The following is a 13,978-nucleotide window of genomic DNA, read 5'->3' as shown; positions in this document are numbered from 1 at the left end:
CACTCCCTATATTGGCGCTTCATCACAGTGGCAGGAGTTCTATTATGCGCAAGGTTTCTCTTTTCAGTCTGGCAGGACTGCTGTGGCTGACCCTGGCCCCAGCTCAGGCTCATGACAACTGGCATTACGACCAGGATCGTGAATATCGTGATAATTACCGTGAGCGGCTGCCCGTCACCAGCGTGGCCGAAGCCAAACATCTGCGGGATGACAGCCGCATAATTCTGTCCGGGCATATCGTACGCCGGCTCGATGACGACGAGTTTCTGTTCAGTGACGGCACCGGCACCATCAAAATAGAAATGGATGACGACGACTGGCGTAAACTGCGCCGCCACCGCCGGGGCAGAATTCTGATCTGGGCCGAAGTCGACAGGGACGACGGTCGCAATGAGCTGGAGGTGGAGCGGGTACGCCCGGCTTATCGGTAACGGTATGCTCGAAATCAGGGGAACATAAGAGTAAGATACCGGCCCCGGCTGCCATCAGGTGGCGGCCTGCTGACCTGACATCAGACGAGAACCTTATGTTTGTACCCGAATTACTTTCTCCCGCCGGCTCGCTCAAGAACATGCGCTATGCCTTTGCCTATGGTGCCGATGCCGTATATGCGGGCCAGCCCCGCTACTCCCTGCGGGTGCGCAACAACGAATTCAACCACGAAAACCTGCAGATAGGCATTAACGAAGCCCATGCGCTGGGCAAAAAGTTCTATGTGGTGGTCAATATTCAGCCTCACAACGCCAAGCTGAAAACCTTTCTGCGCGACATGAAACCCGTGGTCGACATGGGCCCCGATGCGCTGATCATGTCCGATCCGGGTCTTATCATGCTGGTGCGTGAGCATTTTCCCGACATGCCCATTCACCTGTCGGTGCAGGCCAACGCCGTTAACTGGGCCTCGGTCAAGTTCTGGCAGGATTACGGCATTGAGCGGGTGATTTTGTCCCGGGAGCTGTCGCTGGAAGAGATTGAAGAAATTCGCAGCCACTGTCCCACCATAGAGCTGGAAGTGTTTGTGCACGGCGCTTTGTGTATGGCCTATTCCGGACGCTGCCTGCTGTCGGGCTATATCAACAAGCGCGATCCCAACCAGGGTACCTGCACCAACGCCTGCCGCTGGGAATATAAAGTGCACGAGGCCAAGGAAGACGACGCCGGCCAGATAGTGCACAAGCAGGAGCCGATCCTGGTGCAGCCGGTAGAAAGCGACATCAGCCCCACTCTGGGTGCCGGCAAGCCCCATGACGAGCCGGTGCTGCTGGAAGAAGGCAACCGTCCGGGCGAGTATATGGCCGCCTATGAAGACGAGCACGGCACCTACATCATGAACTCCAAGGATCTGCGCGCGGTGCAGTATGTGGAGCGCCTGACCAGTATGGGTGTGCATTCACTGAAAATTGAAGGCCGTACCAAGTCCTTCTATTACGTGGCCCGCACCGCTCAGGTGTACCGCAAGGCCATTGACGATGCGGTGGCCGGCAAGCCCTTTGATACCACTCTGATGAGCACCCTGGAAAACCTGGCGCATCGCGGCTATACCGAAGGCTTTTTGAAGCGTCATGCTCACGGCGACTACCAGAACTACGACTACGGCTACTCTGTGTCCACCAGCCAGCAGTTTGTGGGCGAGATCACCAAGCGCGACGGCGACTGGGTAGAAGTGGAAGTGAAAAACAAGTTCCTGGTGGGCAACAGCCTGGAGCTGATGACGCCCAAGGGCAACATCACCTTTACCCTGGAGCAAATGAAAAACCGCAAGGGCGAGCAGGTGGACGTGGCTCCGGGTAACGGCCATGTCATGTATATTCCCATCGACGCCGACATTGATGTGACCTACGGCATTCTGATGCGCAACCTGGGTGAACAGCAGGACACCCGCAACCCTCATGTGAAGCAGGCTGATGGCGCTGTTAATTAAGGACAACTGCATCAACTGCGACATGTGCGAGCCGGAGTGCCCGAACGGTGCCATTTATTACGGTCCGGAGATCTACGAGATAGACCCGGACCTGTGCACCGAGTGTGTGGGCCATTACGACAAGCCCACCTGCATCAGTGTTTGTCCCATCGACTGCATTATTAACGATCCGGAACATCAGGAAACCGAAGAGCAGCTCTGGGACAAATTTGTGGTGCTGCATCATCAGGCATAGTGGTCGCGTCTTTATACTCCCGGCACAGACCAGGCCAAGGTGCTGCCTGTGCCCTTGTTACTGCTCGCAGACGGTTTAACAGCCATTCATATTAATCCTTGCCTGCCATGGGCACGCTGGTATAATTCGCGCTCGAATTTTGTTCTTTAACATCAAGTGGGTCTTCTCATATGCATCCGATGCTGAATATTGCGGTACGCGCTGCGCGTAACGCCGGTCAGGTTATCGTCAAGGGTTTTGCCAATCCGGACAATCTGGAAACTCGTCAAAAAGGCCAGAATGATTTCGTTACCAATGTCGATCTTGACGCGGAAAGTGCCGTAATAAACACCATTCGCAAGTCTTATCCCGAGCACACCATTATTGGTGAAGAATGTGGTGAGCTGACGGGCAGCAACCCGGATTATCAGTGGATTATCGACCCCCTTGATGGCACCACCAACTTCATGAAAGGCATCCCTCACTTTGCCGTTTCCATCGCTTTGCGCGTAAAAGGCCGCACCGAGCAGGCGGTTGTATACGATCCCATCCGTGATGAACTCTTTACCGCCAGCCGCGGCTCCGGCGCTCAGCTTAACGGCTACCGCATTCGCACCGGCAAGGCCAAAGATCTGACCAATACCGTGCTGGCCACCGGTTTTCCGTTCAAACAAAAGCACCAGACTGATGCCTATCTGGCCATGTTCAAGGGCATGTTCCTGCAGTGTGCCGACATTCGCCGTGCCGGTGCCGCCAGCCTGGATCTGGTTTATGTAGCCGCCGGCCGGGTAGACGGTTACTGGGAGCTGGGCCTCAAGCCCTGGGACACCGCCGCCGGCAGTCTGATCGCCCGGGAAGCCGGTGCCATCGTGACCGACTTTGTAGGTGGCCACAATTTTGATCGCAGCGGCAACGTGGTCTGTGCCAATCCCAAGGTACTGAAAAGCATGCTGTCCACCATTCGCGAGCATCTGCCCGAATCCCTGGCCAACTAAGTCCGGTCTGCAGCAGATATTCAAGGCCCCGCCAGCGAGCGGGGCTTTTTTATGGCTGGAGCTCAGGGACTGAGCGCGGAATCTGTATGTTGCAGGCCCACGTTTGGGGGGCAAAAAGAGGTGTCTGGCGGCGGGCTGTAGCCGAGTCCGATTAACGGCTTTCTTCCCCCCCCATGGCGTCAATCAGCTCGGGAATAAAACGGGACAGTTCGCCGGTGACCAGGGCAAAGTCGGCGTCAAAGCGGGCAGCGGCATCTTCGCTGGTTACGTCATCGTTCTGCTCGCGCAGCTCTTCGGAAAACTTGAGCCGCTTGATGCTCATGTCATCGCCGATAATAAAGCTGATGGCCTCGCTCCAGTTCAGCGCCAGTTTGGTGACCAGTTTGTCGGCGTCGAGGTGGGCTTTCATTTCATCGCTCAGCAAATCCTGCTGCTTGGCGCGAATAATACCACCGTGCTCCAGTGCCGAGCGCAGTTCGGCTTCATCTTCCAGCGCAAAGCCGGCGGGAGCGGCACCTTCTTTAAGCCAGTCGGTCAGGGTCAGCTCCGGAGGCGTGGTCATGGCCAGAGGCACCACCGGCAGGCTGCCGATACACTTGCGCAGCAGCGCCAGCAGATCTTCGGCACGCTTGGCGGAGCTGGCATCTACGGCAATAAAGCCGTCATCAGGGTTAATCCAGGCCCAGGTTTGCTGAAAGCGGCTGAAGGCGCGGGGCAGCAGGCTGACAATCACTTCTTCCTTGATGGCATCTTTTTCTTTTTTCTTCAGGGCCCGGCCCTGTTCCGCTTCCAGAGACTCCACTTTTTCAGCGACTTCATCATTGACCACAGAGCCCGGCAGCATTTTTTCTTCTTTTTTAGCACAGAGCAAAATCTGATTGCCGGCGCTGTGGGTCAGGGCCTGGCCCTGCTTGCCCAGCGGGGAAATCCAGCCAAACTTGGCTTGTTCCTGGCTGCCGCAAGGGCTGAAAGTCATGCTCTCCAGCTGGGTTTCCAGCTCCTCGAGGCTGAGTTCAAAGGGGCGGGTAAAACGGTAAACTTGCAGATTCTTAAACCACATGGCGTCCTCGGTCATGAGCCGAAAAACAGGCATTGTACTGTAATCCGACTTTGTGATCAGTGGTTCATTACCGAATGATAAATGCGGACCCTGCTCACAGAGGTGAACAAATTCGCGCGCCGGCCGGCTGCGACTCCATACAATGACGTTATCAGCGGGGGCGGAGGAAAGGGAATGATACGACAGGCCAGGCCGGAAGATACTGATGCCATCCTGGATGTCTGGTTGCTGGCATCCTTGCAGGCTCACGATTTTGTGCCTGCCGCCTACTGGTGGCAGCAGCAGGAACAGATGCGGGCCCGCTATCTGCCCTCGGCAGAAGTGTGGGTGTGCGAGCGGGAAGGGCATATACAGGGGTTTATTGCGCTGGCAGATAATTATCTGGCGGCGCTGTTTGTTCGTCCGGACTGCCAGCAAAAAGGCATTGGCCGGGCCCTGATGGCCACCGCCAAACGCCGTCGCAAGCAGCTGATCTTAAACGTATATTGTGAAAACGATATCGCAGTGAACTTCTATCGTCAGCACGGTTTTACCGTTACTGATGAAAGCACGGATCCGGGCACAGGCCAGCCACAGCTGTGCATGGGCTTTAATACCGCCTTATAAATGAAACCTTTGCGTCATGGTTTCATAAAAATGTCATACTTGCTTCCAATAATGGGTTCCATCCAAAAGACCCATCTCAAGAGGCAAGGGAAAATGACACGGAAAATACTGGTGGTTGAGGATGAAGCACCCATTCGTGAAATGTTGTGTTTCGTGCTTGAAGAAAAAGGATTTGCAACGCAGGAAGCCGAAGACTACAACCAGGCTCTGGAGCTGATTAAAGAGCCTTATCCTGAGCTTATTCTGCTCGACTGGATGCTGCCCGGTGGCAGTGGTATTCAGCTTATCAAACATCTGAAGCAAGACGAGCTGACCCGTCAGATCCCGGTGATCATGCTGACCGCCCGGGCTGAAGAAGAAGACAAAATCAAGGGCCTGGATGTGGGTGCCGATGATTACATTACCAAGCCGTTTTCACCCAAAGAACTCACTTCCCGCCTGAAGGCAGTATTGCGCCGGGTGGCACCGACCTCGGTGGAAGATGTGATTGAAGTGCAGGGACTGCGGCTGGATCCGCTGAGCCATCGTGTCAGTACTGACAGCCAGCAACTTGAGATGGGGCCGACCGAATTCAAACTGTTGCACTTCTTTATGACGCATCCGGAGCGGGTTTACAGCCGCGAACAACTGCTCAATAACGTCTGGGGCACCAATGTATTTGTGGAAGACCGTACCGTGGATGTGCATATTCGCCGGCTGCGCAAGGCCATTTCTGCCGGTGGCCATGACCAGCTGATTCAGACGGTACGGGGTGCCGGCTACCGTTTTTCCGTTCGCCTCTGAGGCTTTATGCAGCAACAAACATCCGGCCAAAGCCGCTGGTGGCGCTGGGCGCTGTTTTATTCCGTGCTGGGCTTTGCCGGCTTGCTGGCGGGCAACCTGGCGGCCGGTCTGCTGGCTGGCACCATCATACAGCTGTTTTTGCACTACCGTTCCCAGCGTCGCTTATCGATATGGCTGTGGCAGGATCGTAGCCTGACCCCACCGGAAGGAAAGGGCAGCTGGGAAGGAATCTTTAACGGTATTTACCGGTTACAGCAGCGCCAGCGAGCCCGGCGGCGTGAGCTGGCACGACTGGTGCGCCGGTTTCGGGAAGGTGCCGAGGCCCTGCCCGATGCTGCCGTGGTGATTCGCCGCGATGGCAGTATTATCTGGTGTAACAAGCTGGCTCAGCAGCTGCTGGGATTTCGCTGGCCCGACGATGCCGGCCAGCATATCGGCAACCTGATTCGCATGCCGGTATTTATTGCTTACCTGAAGCGGGCAGACTTTCGTGAGCCGCTGGAAATGCCTTCTCCCCTCAGTGAAGAGCGGCTGCTGGAATGCCGCATCATGCCTTATACCGATGATCAGGCGCTGCTGGTGGTGCGGGACGTGACCCGGTTGCGCAGTCTGGAGCAGGTGCGCAAGTCCTTTGTAGCCAACGTGTCCCATGAGTTGCGCACGCCGCTGACGGTATTAAAAGGCTACCTGGAAATGCTGGAAGAGCTGCCTTCTGCGCAGCGCTGGCAGAAAACACAAGGGGTGTTACTGGAGCAGACCCAGCGCATGGACGCCCTGGTCAATCAGCTGATGACCCTGACCCGCTATGAAGCTGCCACTCAGCCCGACTTCAGCAAGGTAGTGGATATGCCGGCCATGCTGCATATGCTGGAGCAGGAAGCCGTGGCCCTGAGCGGCGAGCGACAACATACCTTCAGCTTTGATGTCGAACCCGGTCTCAAGGTGCGAGGTGAGCCGGAGCAGTTGCGCAGCGCCGTCTCCAATCTGGTGTATAACGCCGTGCGTCACACACCGGCAGGCAGCCATATTGTGGTGGAATGGAAGCGGGCAGGAGAGGCCGGCCGTTTTGCCGTGACCGACAACGGCGAGGGCATAGCCCCGGAGCACATTGCCCGCCTGACCGAGCGTTTCTACCGGGTTGACAAGGCCCGCAGTCGTCAGACCGGCGGCTCCGGGCTCGGGCTTGCCATCGTGAAACATGCACTCAGCCACCATGACAGCCATCTTGAAATCAGCAGCCGCGCCGGTAAAGGCAGTTGTTTCAGCTTTGTCTTGCCTGCCCGGCTGCTGGTTACCGACAGCAGCCAGAGAGTAACTGACACCCTGTCATAAAACCGTCATCAGGGTTTCATAGCATTGTCATTGCCGGCAACCATACTGGCCGCGTCTTGAAAGACCGAACTTACTGGAGATTAAGGATGAAACTGAACAAACTGGCAACTGTACTGGGTTTAACATTCACCATGGCCGCTGCCTCAGCTGCTGCTGCCGTAGATGAATCGCTGAAGGATTATGAGAAAGTCAGTGGTGTATCCGGTAACGTGTCTTCTGTCGGCTCCGACACCCTGGCCAATATGATGACCCTGTGGGCGGAAGAATTTAAGCGCCAGTATCCTAACGTCAACGTGCAAATTCAGGCAGCCGGCTCTTCTACCGCGCCGCCGGCCCTCACCGAGGGTACCTCCCAGTTCGGCCCCATGAGCCGCGCCATGAAGAGCAATGAAATTGAAGCCTTTGAAAAGCGTCATGGTTACAAGCCCACGCCCATTCGTGTGGCCATTGATGCGCTGGCCGTGTTCGTCCACAAAGACAATCCGATTGATGGCCTGAGCCTGGATCAGGTAGATGCCATTTTCTCCAGCACCCTGGCCTGCGGCATGGCCGAGCAAATTACCCAGTGGGGTCAGGCCGGTCTGGATGGTGACTGGAGCAACCGTGATATTCAGCTTTATGGCCGCAACTCTGTGTCCGGCACCTACGGTTATTTCAAGGACGAGGCGCTGTGTAAAGGTGATTTCAAGAACAACGTAAATGAGCAGCCCGGCTCTGCGTCCGTGGTACAGTCAGTGTCTTCTTCCCTGAATGCCATCGGTTATTCCGGTCTGGGTTACAGCACGTCCAGTGTACGTGCCGTTCCTCTGGCACCGGCCGGCTCTGCTGATTATGTGGAAGCCAATGCCGATAACGCCATCAGCGGCGACTATCCGCTGTCACGCTTTCTGTATGTTTATGTGAACAAGCACCCGAACAAGCCTCTGGGACCGATGGAAGCCGAGTTCGTCAAGCTGATGCTGTCCAAACAGGGCCAGCAGATTGTTGATAAAGACGGCTATGTGCCTGTGCCCGCTGCCGTAGTAGAAGCGGATCTCAAGAAGCTGGGTCTGTAAGGTTTTACTGTTTCGTTATGGTTGTTGTTTGCGCCCCGGCTGGTCCGGGGCTTTTTTATGTTCATTAACAGGGCTTTGTTAGTCCAATAGTATAAGAAATCGGCTTAAGCGTCAGAAACTGGCTGCCAGACCACTTTTTTCTTGGCAGTAACTGTGGCTATATAGAGAAGGAAGCATGTAAGCAGTATCTACGCAGGAGCAATTATGGAAATCAGGACGATCCACAGTGGTGAAACGGGCAGTATCTGGCAGTTGTTCCACGATACCGTGCACCGGATCAGTCAGGCCGATTACAGTGAAAGTGAGCGGGCGGTCTGGGCACCTGAGGATTATGACGAGCCGCGCTGGGTCAGCCGTTTTATACGCACCCGGCCTTTGGTGGCAATGGAAGGAAAGCGGCTGCTTGGTTTTGCCGAGCTGGACGATGACGGCCGTATTGACTTGTTTTATGTGCATCATGACAGGCAGGGGGAAGGCATAGGTCGTGCCCTGATGCAGCGACTCAAGGCCGAAGCCGCATCAAGAGGGCTGAGCCGTCTGTATTGTGATGCCAGCATTAATGCCCGGCCTTTTTTTGAGGCCATGGGTTTTATTGAAGTAGAGCAGCGCCGGCTTGAGCGTCATGGCCAGCCGGTGCAGGTGCTGTTGATGGAGTACAAGGCATAACACAACAAAAAAGCCCACTGCATTGCAGTGGGCTTTTTCAGGATGATTTGGTCGGCGTGAGAGGATTTGAACCTCCGACCCCTGACACCCCATGACAGTGCGCTACCAGGCTGCGCTACACGCCGAATCGAGTGCAACTATAAAGATCTGCCTGCTTTGCTGCAAGCCCTGTTTCAGGCTTTTGTGTTCGTTTGTCGCTTTATTGTCCGTGCTGGCGGTTTTTACGGCTGTTTTTTGCTTTGCTTGCAGCCGGGCCGGCTTTTGCCATAATAGCCGCCTTCAGGAGGCGGTAATGAACGAGCAAGATGAATACTGGATGCGCCGGGCCATGGCGCTGGCAATGCGGGCCGAGCAGGAAGGAGAAGTGCCGGTAGGGGCCCTGGTGGTGCACAACGGGCACTGTGTGGGTGAGGGCTGGAACCGCTCCATCGGCCATCACGATGCCACCGCTCATGCCGAGATTATGGCGCTGCGTCAGGCTGGCGCACATTTAGGTAATTATCGCCTGCTGGAATGCACACTCTATGTGACTCTGGAGCCTTGCATCATGTGTGCCGGGGCCATGGTGCACAGCCGTATTCAGCGTCTGGTCTACGGTGCCAGTGACGCCAAAACCGGCGCGGTGGATTCAGTGCTGCAACTGCTGGCCACGCCCGGGCTGAATCATCGCATTGACTGGCAGTCGGGGGTACTGGCTGAGCCGTGTTCCGCCCAGCTGAGTGCTTTTTTCAAGCGCCGGCGGGCCGAAAAAAAAGCCGCCCGCCAGCAGACCGGCTGACGGTTATATCAGCTCAATATCTACTACCAGATCATCACTCAGGGCTTCCAGCCGGGTTTGCAGATCTTCCAGGGTCTGACCGTGAGGCAGCGTCAGGGTACTTTGTGCTTCAAACAGGGCAATGCCGGTAATGGCAGCGGGATGGCTGTCTGTTTTCAGGGTTTTGACACTGATATTCAGGCTGTTAATGATGTCGGTGACCTCGTCGATGATACCGACCCTGTCATTGGCAGTGACGGTCAGTTTTAACCGCTGGCCATGGGGGGCAGGCCCTTTCCCTTCCACCAGCTGGACCTGAAAGTCCGGCAGTGACAGCAGCGCCTGTTCCAGTGCCTCGCTGTGCTCAGCGGGCACCTGTATTTCCACAATACCGGCAAAATAGCCGGCCAGTTCGCTCATGGCGCTGCTCTGCCAGCTGCCGTGGTGCCGGCGCACCAGTGCAGCCAGCTGCCTTACCAGCCCGGTTTTATCGGGACCTATCAGGGTGGCGACCAGGGTTTTCATACCTTCTCTCCTTGATGAATGAAACCATTTCATTGTTCAAGATACACGCCACCGGTTTTTTTTACAGGCTGGCGGCCCGCTTTTGTGCTCTGTAACAAAATTGTCATTTCATCGCCATAGAATGCGTGCAGTTGCAAAGCAAACGGAGTGACTGCATGTCAACCCAGACTCAAACCATGGCCCTGACCGGCAGCCGCAAGCGCTGGCTCAAGGACAGAGCAGCCCGTATGGGCGTGACCGCCGGCGGCATTATTGTACTGGTGGCCCTGCTGCTTATCTTTTTCTATTTGTTGTATGTGGTAAAACCGATTTTTAACGGAGCCAAGGTGACGCCGGCGGGGGAGTTTGCCCTTGCCGGAGATAAAGCACCGTTGCTGCTGGGAGTGGAGGAGCAGAACGAGCAGGCCTTTACTTTTTCGGCCCTCGGCGATATTCACTTTTATTCCCTGCGGCAAAACGGGGCGCTGTTGGCCAGCGAGTCGGTGCCCGGAAACATCACCACGGCCGCGGCCAACGATGGCAAGCCCATGGTGGCCTATGGTTTTGATAACGGTACCATACGGGTGCTGGCACCCAAATTTGATGTCAGCTATCCCGATAATGTGCGCACCATTACCCCCGGCATCACTCAGCCTTTTGGTGCAGCGCCGCTGCAGGTGGACGAACAGGGCAGGGCGCTTGAGCGGCTGAGCTTTGCGACCAATGGTGAGGATCTGCTGACTGCAGCCGTAGTGGCCGGCGGTGATATGGTGCTGACCCGCTTTGCCGGCAAGGAAAACTTTCTCACCGGTGAACTTGAGCTGACGCCGACTCAGGTCGCGATTCCCGGTTTGCCGGCCCGGGTAGATCAGATGCTGGTCACGCCAAATCTGCGTTTTATGTTTGTACGCAGTGGCAATGAAGTGTCGGTATATGATGTGCGTAACATCAATCAGGTACGGCTGCGTTCTGTCATTTCCATGAATGCACCGGGGGGGAATATCAGCACCATGATATTGCTGGCCGGCGGCAATTCCTTGCTGGTTGGCAATGATAACGGCGTTGTGTCTCAGTGGTTTGAAGTGGCCAAAGACGGTAAACGCGAGTTTACCTTCATTCGTGAGTTTGAAGCCGCAGGACCGGTAGCGCAGATAGCCAATGAAATTAACCGTAAGGGCTTTGTGACTGTCAGTACCCGGGGTGATATCGATATTTTCCATACCACGGGTGACAGTCATCTCTTCTCGGACACCCTGGCTGGTGCAAACGTCTCGTCCCTTGCCCTGTCTCCGCGTAATAATCTGCTGTTGCTGGAGCAAAATAATCGTCTGGCTTTCTTTGAGGTGGAGAATGAGCATCCGGAAGTGACCTGGAAAGCGCTGTGGACCAAAGTCTGGTATGAAGGCTATCCCGAACCCCAGTATGTATGGCAGTCCACCTCCGGCAGCAGTGATTTTGAAGCCAAACTGAGTCTGGTGCCTATTTCCTTCGGGACCCTGAAAGCGGCCTTTTATGCGCTGCTGTTTGCGGTGCCCATCGCCATTGCCGGTGCGGTTTATACCGCTTATTTCATGTCGCCCGGGTTGCGCAAGGTGGTCAAGCCGACGGTAGAAATCATGGAAGCCCTGCCCACCGTCATTCTCGGTTTTCTGGCTGGTCTCTGGCTGGCACCCTTAATTGAAACGCATCTGCCCGGTGTGGTGCTGGTGCTGGTGCTGATGCCAGCGGCCATGCTGCTGACTGCCTTTGGCTGGCGCTTTTTACCGAAGCGGCTGCGCAATGCCGTGCCCGAAGGCTGGCACAGTCTGGTGTTGCTGCCGGTGGTAGTGCTGGTGGGCTGGGCCTGTTTTGCTTTCAGTCCGGCAGTAGAAAACCTGTTGTTTGGCGGTGATGCCCGCAGTTTTCTGACCAATGAGCTGGGCGTGGGCTTTGATCAGCGCAACTCTCTGGTGGTGGGCATTGCCATGGGCTTTGCCGTTATTCCTACCATTTTCTCTATTGCTGAAGACGCCGTGTTTTCGGTGCCCCGGCATCTCACCAACGGCTCTCTGGCATTGGGCGCAACGTCATGGCAGACCCTGACCCGGGTGGTCATGCTGACCGCCAGCCCGGGAATTTTCTCGGCGGTCATGATGGGGCTGGGCCGGGCCGTAGGGGAAACCATGATAGTACTGATGGCCACCGGCAATACGCCGGTGATGGACTTAAGTATTTTTAACGGCATGCGTACCCTGGCGGCCAATATAGCGGTGGAAATGCCGGAAGCGGAAGTAAACAGCTCTCACTACCGGGTGTTGTTCCTGGCGGCCTTTGTGTTGTTTGTGTTTACCTTCCTGTTCAATACGATTGCGGAGTTCGTGCGTCAGCGGCTGCGTGACAAGTACAGCTCAATGTAAGGGGCGATACGATGAATAAATGGTTCAAATCAGGGACGCCCTGGATCTGGATGACCGGCGGTGCAGTCAGCCTCAGCCTGGTAGCAGTGCTTGGCCTGTTATTGATGATTGGCTGGCGTGGTCTTACTTACTTCTGGCCGCATACCATCTATGAATGGCAGCTGAGCACGCCGGAAGGAGAGCGCTATACCGTGATCGGTGAAATTCATGATCGTGAACAGGTGCCGGTGGCCCAGCTGCGTGGTGCCGGACTGGCACTTGAAGGGGTGACCAAAGAAAGCCTGACCCGTTATCTGGTAAAAACCGGCAACCGGGAGTTCGTGCCTCTCGATTTTCGCTGGATCCTGGAAACCGACATTATTTCCCGTAGCGAACCGGCAGACCTGGCGGTCATTGAACGTTCTCATAACGGCAATTTTTATGGTTATGTTGAACGGGTGCTGGAAAACGGCAGCAGCGTTGCAGGTGATACGCATGAGCAGCTGATATCCCGTATTGCTCGTGTAGACGAGCTGAACGAACGTATGGAAACGCTGCAAAAAGGGGATATTGGCAGCATCAACCATCAGCTTGAGCGGCTGCGGCTGAAACAGCGTGGTCTGGAACTGGACGGAGAGCTGACTGACGATGCGCTGGCCGATATCCGTGCTCAGGAAGAAACCTTGCGTGCTGACTATCGTGTACTGGAAAAAGAGCTGTTTGCCCTGCGTGAACAGGCCCGTCGCGACAGCGTGATAGTACGAGACATGCGTGGTCAGGAGGTGACCATTTCGCTTGGCGAAGTACTGGATGTGGCCTGGCCTAACAACATGAGCCTGCTGGCACAGTCCGGACACTGGTTTACTGCCATCGGCAAGTTTGTGAGCAGTGACCCGCGGGAAGCCAATACGGAAGGTGGTGTGTTTCCGGCCATTTTCGGCACTGTGTTCATGGTGATCCTGATGGCCATTATTGTTACTCCGCTGGGAGTGGTGGCCGCTATTTATCTGCATGAGTATGCCGGCAAGAACAGCCTGACCCGGGTTATTCGCATTGCGGTGATCAATCTGGCCGGGGTGCCATCCATTGTTTACGGTGTGTTTGGTCTTGGTTTTTTCGTGTATATGCTGGGTGGCTCTCTCGATAAGCTGTTTTATCCCGAAGCCCTGCCCAGCCCTACCTTTGGCTCGCCCGGTGTGCTCTGGTCGGCGCTGACTCTGGCCATTCTGACCCTGCCGGTGGTGATTGTCTCTACCGAAGAGGGGTTGTCACGCATACCCACCTCGGTACGGCAGGGCTCGCTGGCGCTGGGGGCGACCAAGGCAGAAACCCTCTGGCGCATCATTATTCCCATGGCCAGCCCGGCCATCATGACCGGCCTTATTCTGGCCATTGCACGGGCGGCGGGGGAAGTAGCCCCACTGATGCTGGTGGGAGTGGTTAAGCTGGCACCCAATCTGCCGGTGGACGGCAACTTTCCCTATCTGCATCTGGATCGCAAATTCATGCATCTGGGCTTTCATATTTATGATGTGGGTTTTCAGAGCCCCAATGTTGAGGCGGCCCGCCCCCTGGTATATGCCACTTCATTCCTGCTGGTCACCGTCATTGTGGGGCTTAACCTGACCGCCATCGGTATTCGTAATCATCTGCGTGAAAAATTCCGCTCGCTGGATCAGTAATTCAGCCTGCCAACATTGAAAGAGGTAC

At 55.8% G+C, this 13,978-nt stretch carries 14 protein-coding genes and 1 tRNA gene; 12 read left to right on the top strand and 3 right to left on the bottom strand.

Annotated features, from left to right (window positions below):
* The first annotated feature begins 44 nt into the window (after window positions 1–44).
* From G364_RS0106035 to suhB, 4 genes are all read left to right on the top strand, one after another.
* Window positions 45–431 carry a YgiW/YdeI family stress tolerance OB fold protein gene (locus tag G364_RS0106035; RefSeq protein WP_019934253.1) on the top strand — a complete coding sequence of 129 codons (387 nt, stop codon included), beginning with the start codon at window positions 45–47 and terminating at the stop codon, window positions 429–431.
* A 95-nt stretch (window positions 432–526) separates the two neighbouring features.
* Window positions 527–1,921: a prephenate-dependent tRNA uridine(34) hydroxylase TrhP gene (gene trhP / locus G364_RS0106030; RefSeq protein WP_019934252.1), complete on the top strand. Its 1,395-nt coding sequence runs from the start codon at window positions 527–529 to the stop codon at window positions 1,919–1,921.
* A complete protein-coding gene (locus G364_RS0106025) occupies window positions 1,905–2,156 on the top strand; it encodes a YfhL family 4Fe-4S dicluster ferredoxin (RefSeq protein ID WP_019934251.1) in 252 nt (83 codons plus the stop codon). Before trhP ends, G364_RS0106025 begins: the two co-directional genes overlap by 17 nt.
* Before the next feature lie 170 nt (window positions 2,157–2,326).
* Window positions 2,327–3,130, top strand: coding sequence for an inositol-1-monophosphatase (gene suhB / locus G364_RS0106020; protein WP_026344730.1), 804 nt, complete (start codon window positions 2,327–2,329; stop codon window positions 3,128–3,130).
* Window positions 3,131–3,281: 151 nt separating this feature from the next.
* Here suhB and rdgC read toward each other — a convergent pair whose 3' ends face one another.
* Window positions 3,282–4,190: a recombination-associated protein RdgC gene (gene rdgC, locus G364_RS0106015; protein WP_026344729.1), complete on the bottom strand. Its 909-nt coding sequence runs from the start codon at window positions 4,188–4,190 to the stop codon at window positions 3,282–3,284.
* Window positions 4,191–4,364: 174 nt separating this feature from the next.
* Here rdgC and G364_RS0106010 point away from each other — a divergent pair, with 174 nt between their 5' ends.
* The 5 genes from G364_RS0106010 (at window position 4,365) to G364_RS0105990 (ending at window position 8,632) form a co-directional block, all read left to right on the top strand.
* Window positions 4,365–4,796 (top strand): N-acetyltransferase, encoded by a 432-nt coding sequence (locus G364_RS0106010; protein ID WP_019934248.1) that lies wholly within the window; start codon window positions 4,365–4,367, stop codon window positions 4,794–4,796.
* 93 nt (window positions 4,797–4,889) lie between these two features.
* Window positions 4,890–5,579 (top strand): phosphate regulon transcriptional regulator PhoB, encoded by a 690-nt coding sequence (phoB, locus tag G364_RS0106005; protein WP_019934247.1) that lies wholly within the window; start codon window positions 4,890–4,892, stop codon window positions 5,577–5,579.
* A gap of 6 nt (window positions 5,580–5,585) precedes the next feature.
* The gene (gene phoR / locus G364_RS0106000; RefSeq protein ID WP_019934246.1) at window positions 5,586–6,911 is read left to right on the top strand and encodes a phosphate regulon sensor histidine kinase PhoR; all 1,326 of its coding nucleotides are present in this window, start codon (window positions 5,586–5,588) and stop codon (window positions 6,909–6,911) included.
* 86 nt (window positions 6,912–6,997) lie between these two features.
* Window positions 6,998–7,966, top strand: coding sequence for a PstS family phosphate ABC transporter substrate-binding protein (locus G364_RS0105995; protein ID WP_019934245.1), 969 nt, complete (start codon window positions 6,998–7,000; stop codon window positions 7,964–7,966).
* A 204-nt stretch (window positions 7,967–8,170) separates the two neighbouring features.
* Window positions 8,171–8,632, top strand: coding sequence for a GNAT family N-acetyltransferase (locus tag G364_RS0105990; RefSeq protein ID WP_019934244.1), 462 nt, complete (start codon window positions 8,171–8,173; stop codon window positions 8,630–8,632).
* Window positions 8,633–8,680: 48 nt separating this feature from the next.
* On the opposite strand, the gene G364_RS0105985 is transcribed toward G364_RS0105990, so the two are convergent.
* Window positions 8,681–8,757, bottom strand: a tRNA-Pro gene (locus tag G364_RS0105985).
* 167 nt (window positions 8,758–8,924) lie between these two features.
* Here G364_RS0105985 and tadA point away from each other — a divergent pair.
* A complete protein-coding gene (gene tadA / locus G364_RS0105980; RefSeq protein ID WP_019934243.1) occupies window positions 8,925–9,410 on the top strand; it encodes a tRNA adenosine(34) deaminase TadA in 486 nt (161 codons plus the stop codon).
* 3 nt (window positions 9,411–9,413) lie between these two features.
* On the opposite strand, the gene G364_RS0105975 is transcribed toward tadA, so the two are convergent.
* Window positions 9,414–9,914, bottom strand: coding sequence for a glycine cleavage system transcriptional repressor (locus G364_RS0105975; RefSeq protein WP_019934242.1), 501 nt, complete (start codon window positions 9,912–9,914; stop codon window positions 9,414–9,416).
* 155 nt (window positions 9,915–10,069) lie between these two features.
* On the opposite strand from G364_RS0105975, the gene G364_RS0105965 reads away from it, so the two are divergent.
* Together G364_RS0105965 and pstA are read left to right on the top strand one after the other, a co-directional pair.
* On the top strand, window positions 10,070–12,289 hold the full coding sequence (locus tag G364_RS0105965; RefSeq protein WP_019934241.1) for an ABC transporter permease subunit: 2,220 nt from the start codon (window positions 10,070–10,072) through the stop codon (window positions 12,287–12,289).
* Between the two features lie 11 nt (window positions 12,290–12,300).
* Window positions 12,301–13,950: a phosphate ABC transporter permease PstA gene (gene pstA / locus G364_RS0105960; protein WP_026344728.1), complete on the top strand. Its 1,650-nt coding sequence runs from the start codon at window positions 12,301–12,303 to the stop codon at window positions 13,948–13,950.
* Window positions 13,951–13,978: the final 28 nt, after the last annotated feature.

The sequence above is a fragment of the Oceanimonas smirnovii ATCC BAA-899 genome, assembly GCF_000381965.1.
In the GTDB taxonomy this organism is placed as follows: domain Bacteria; phylum Pseudomonadota; class Gammaproteobacteria; order Enterobacterales; family Aeromonadaceae; genus Oceanimonas; species Oceanimonas smirnovii.
The sequence above is the reverse complement of the archived record's forward strand: the minus strand, read 5'-3'. Positions and strand labels throughout refer to the sequence as shown.

Coding starts and splice junctions, on each gene's coding strand:
- G364_RS0106035 (WP_019934253.1), top strand. CDS start 45: ATGCGCAAGGTTTCTCTTTTCAGTCTGGCAGGACTGCTGTGGCTGACC.
- trhP (WP_019934252.1), top strand. CDS start 527: ATGTTTGTACCCGAATTACTTTCTCCCGCCGGCTCGCTCAAGAACATG.
- G364_RS0106025 (WP_019934251.1), top strand. CDS start 1,905: ATGGCGCTGTTAATTAAGGACAACTGCATCAACTGCGACATGTGCGAG.
- suhB (WP_026344730.1), top strand. CDS start 2,327: ATGCATCCGATGCTGAATATTGCGGTACGCGCTGCGCGTAACGCCGGT.
- rdgC (WP_026344729.1), bottom strand. CDS start 4,190: ATGTGGTTTAAGAATCTGCAAGTTTACCGTTTTACCCGCCCCTTTGAA.
- G364_RS0106010 (WP_019934248.1), top strand. CDS start 4,365: ATGATACGACAGGCCAGGCCGGAAGATACTGATGCCATCCTGGATGTC.
- phoB (WP_019934247.1), top strand. CDS start 4,890: ATGACACGGAAAATACTGGTGGTTGAGGATGAAGCACCCATTCGTGAA.
- phoR (WP_019934246.1), top strand. CDS start 5,586: ATGCAGCAACAAACATCCGGCCAAAGCCGCTGGTGGCGCTGGGCGCTG.
- G364_RS0105995 (WP_019934245.1), top strand. CDS start 6,998: ATGAAACTGAACAAACTGGCAACTGTACTGGGTTTAACATTCACCATG.
- G364_RS0105990 (WP_019934244.1), top strand. CDS start 8,171: ATGGAAATCAGGACGATCCACAGTGGTGAAACGGGCAGTATCTGGCAG.
- tadA (WP_019934243.1), top strand. CDS start 8,925: ATGAACGAGCAAGATGAATACTGGATGCGCCGGGCCATGGCGCTGGCA.
- G364_RS0105975 (WP_019934242.1), bottom strand. CDS start 9,914: ATGAAAACCCTGGTCGCCACCCTGATAGGTCCCGATAAAACCGGGCTG.
- G364_RS0105965 (WP_019934241.1), top strand. CDS start 10,070: ATGTCAACCCAGACTCAAACCATGGCCCTGACCGGCAGCCGCAAGCGC.
- pstA (WP_026344728.1), top strand. CDS start 12,301: ATGAATAAATGGTTCAAATCAGGGACGCCCTGGATCTGGATGACCGGC.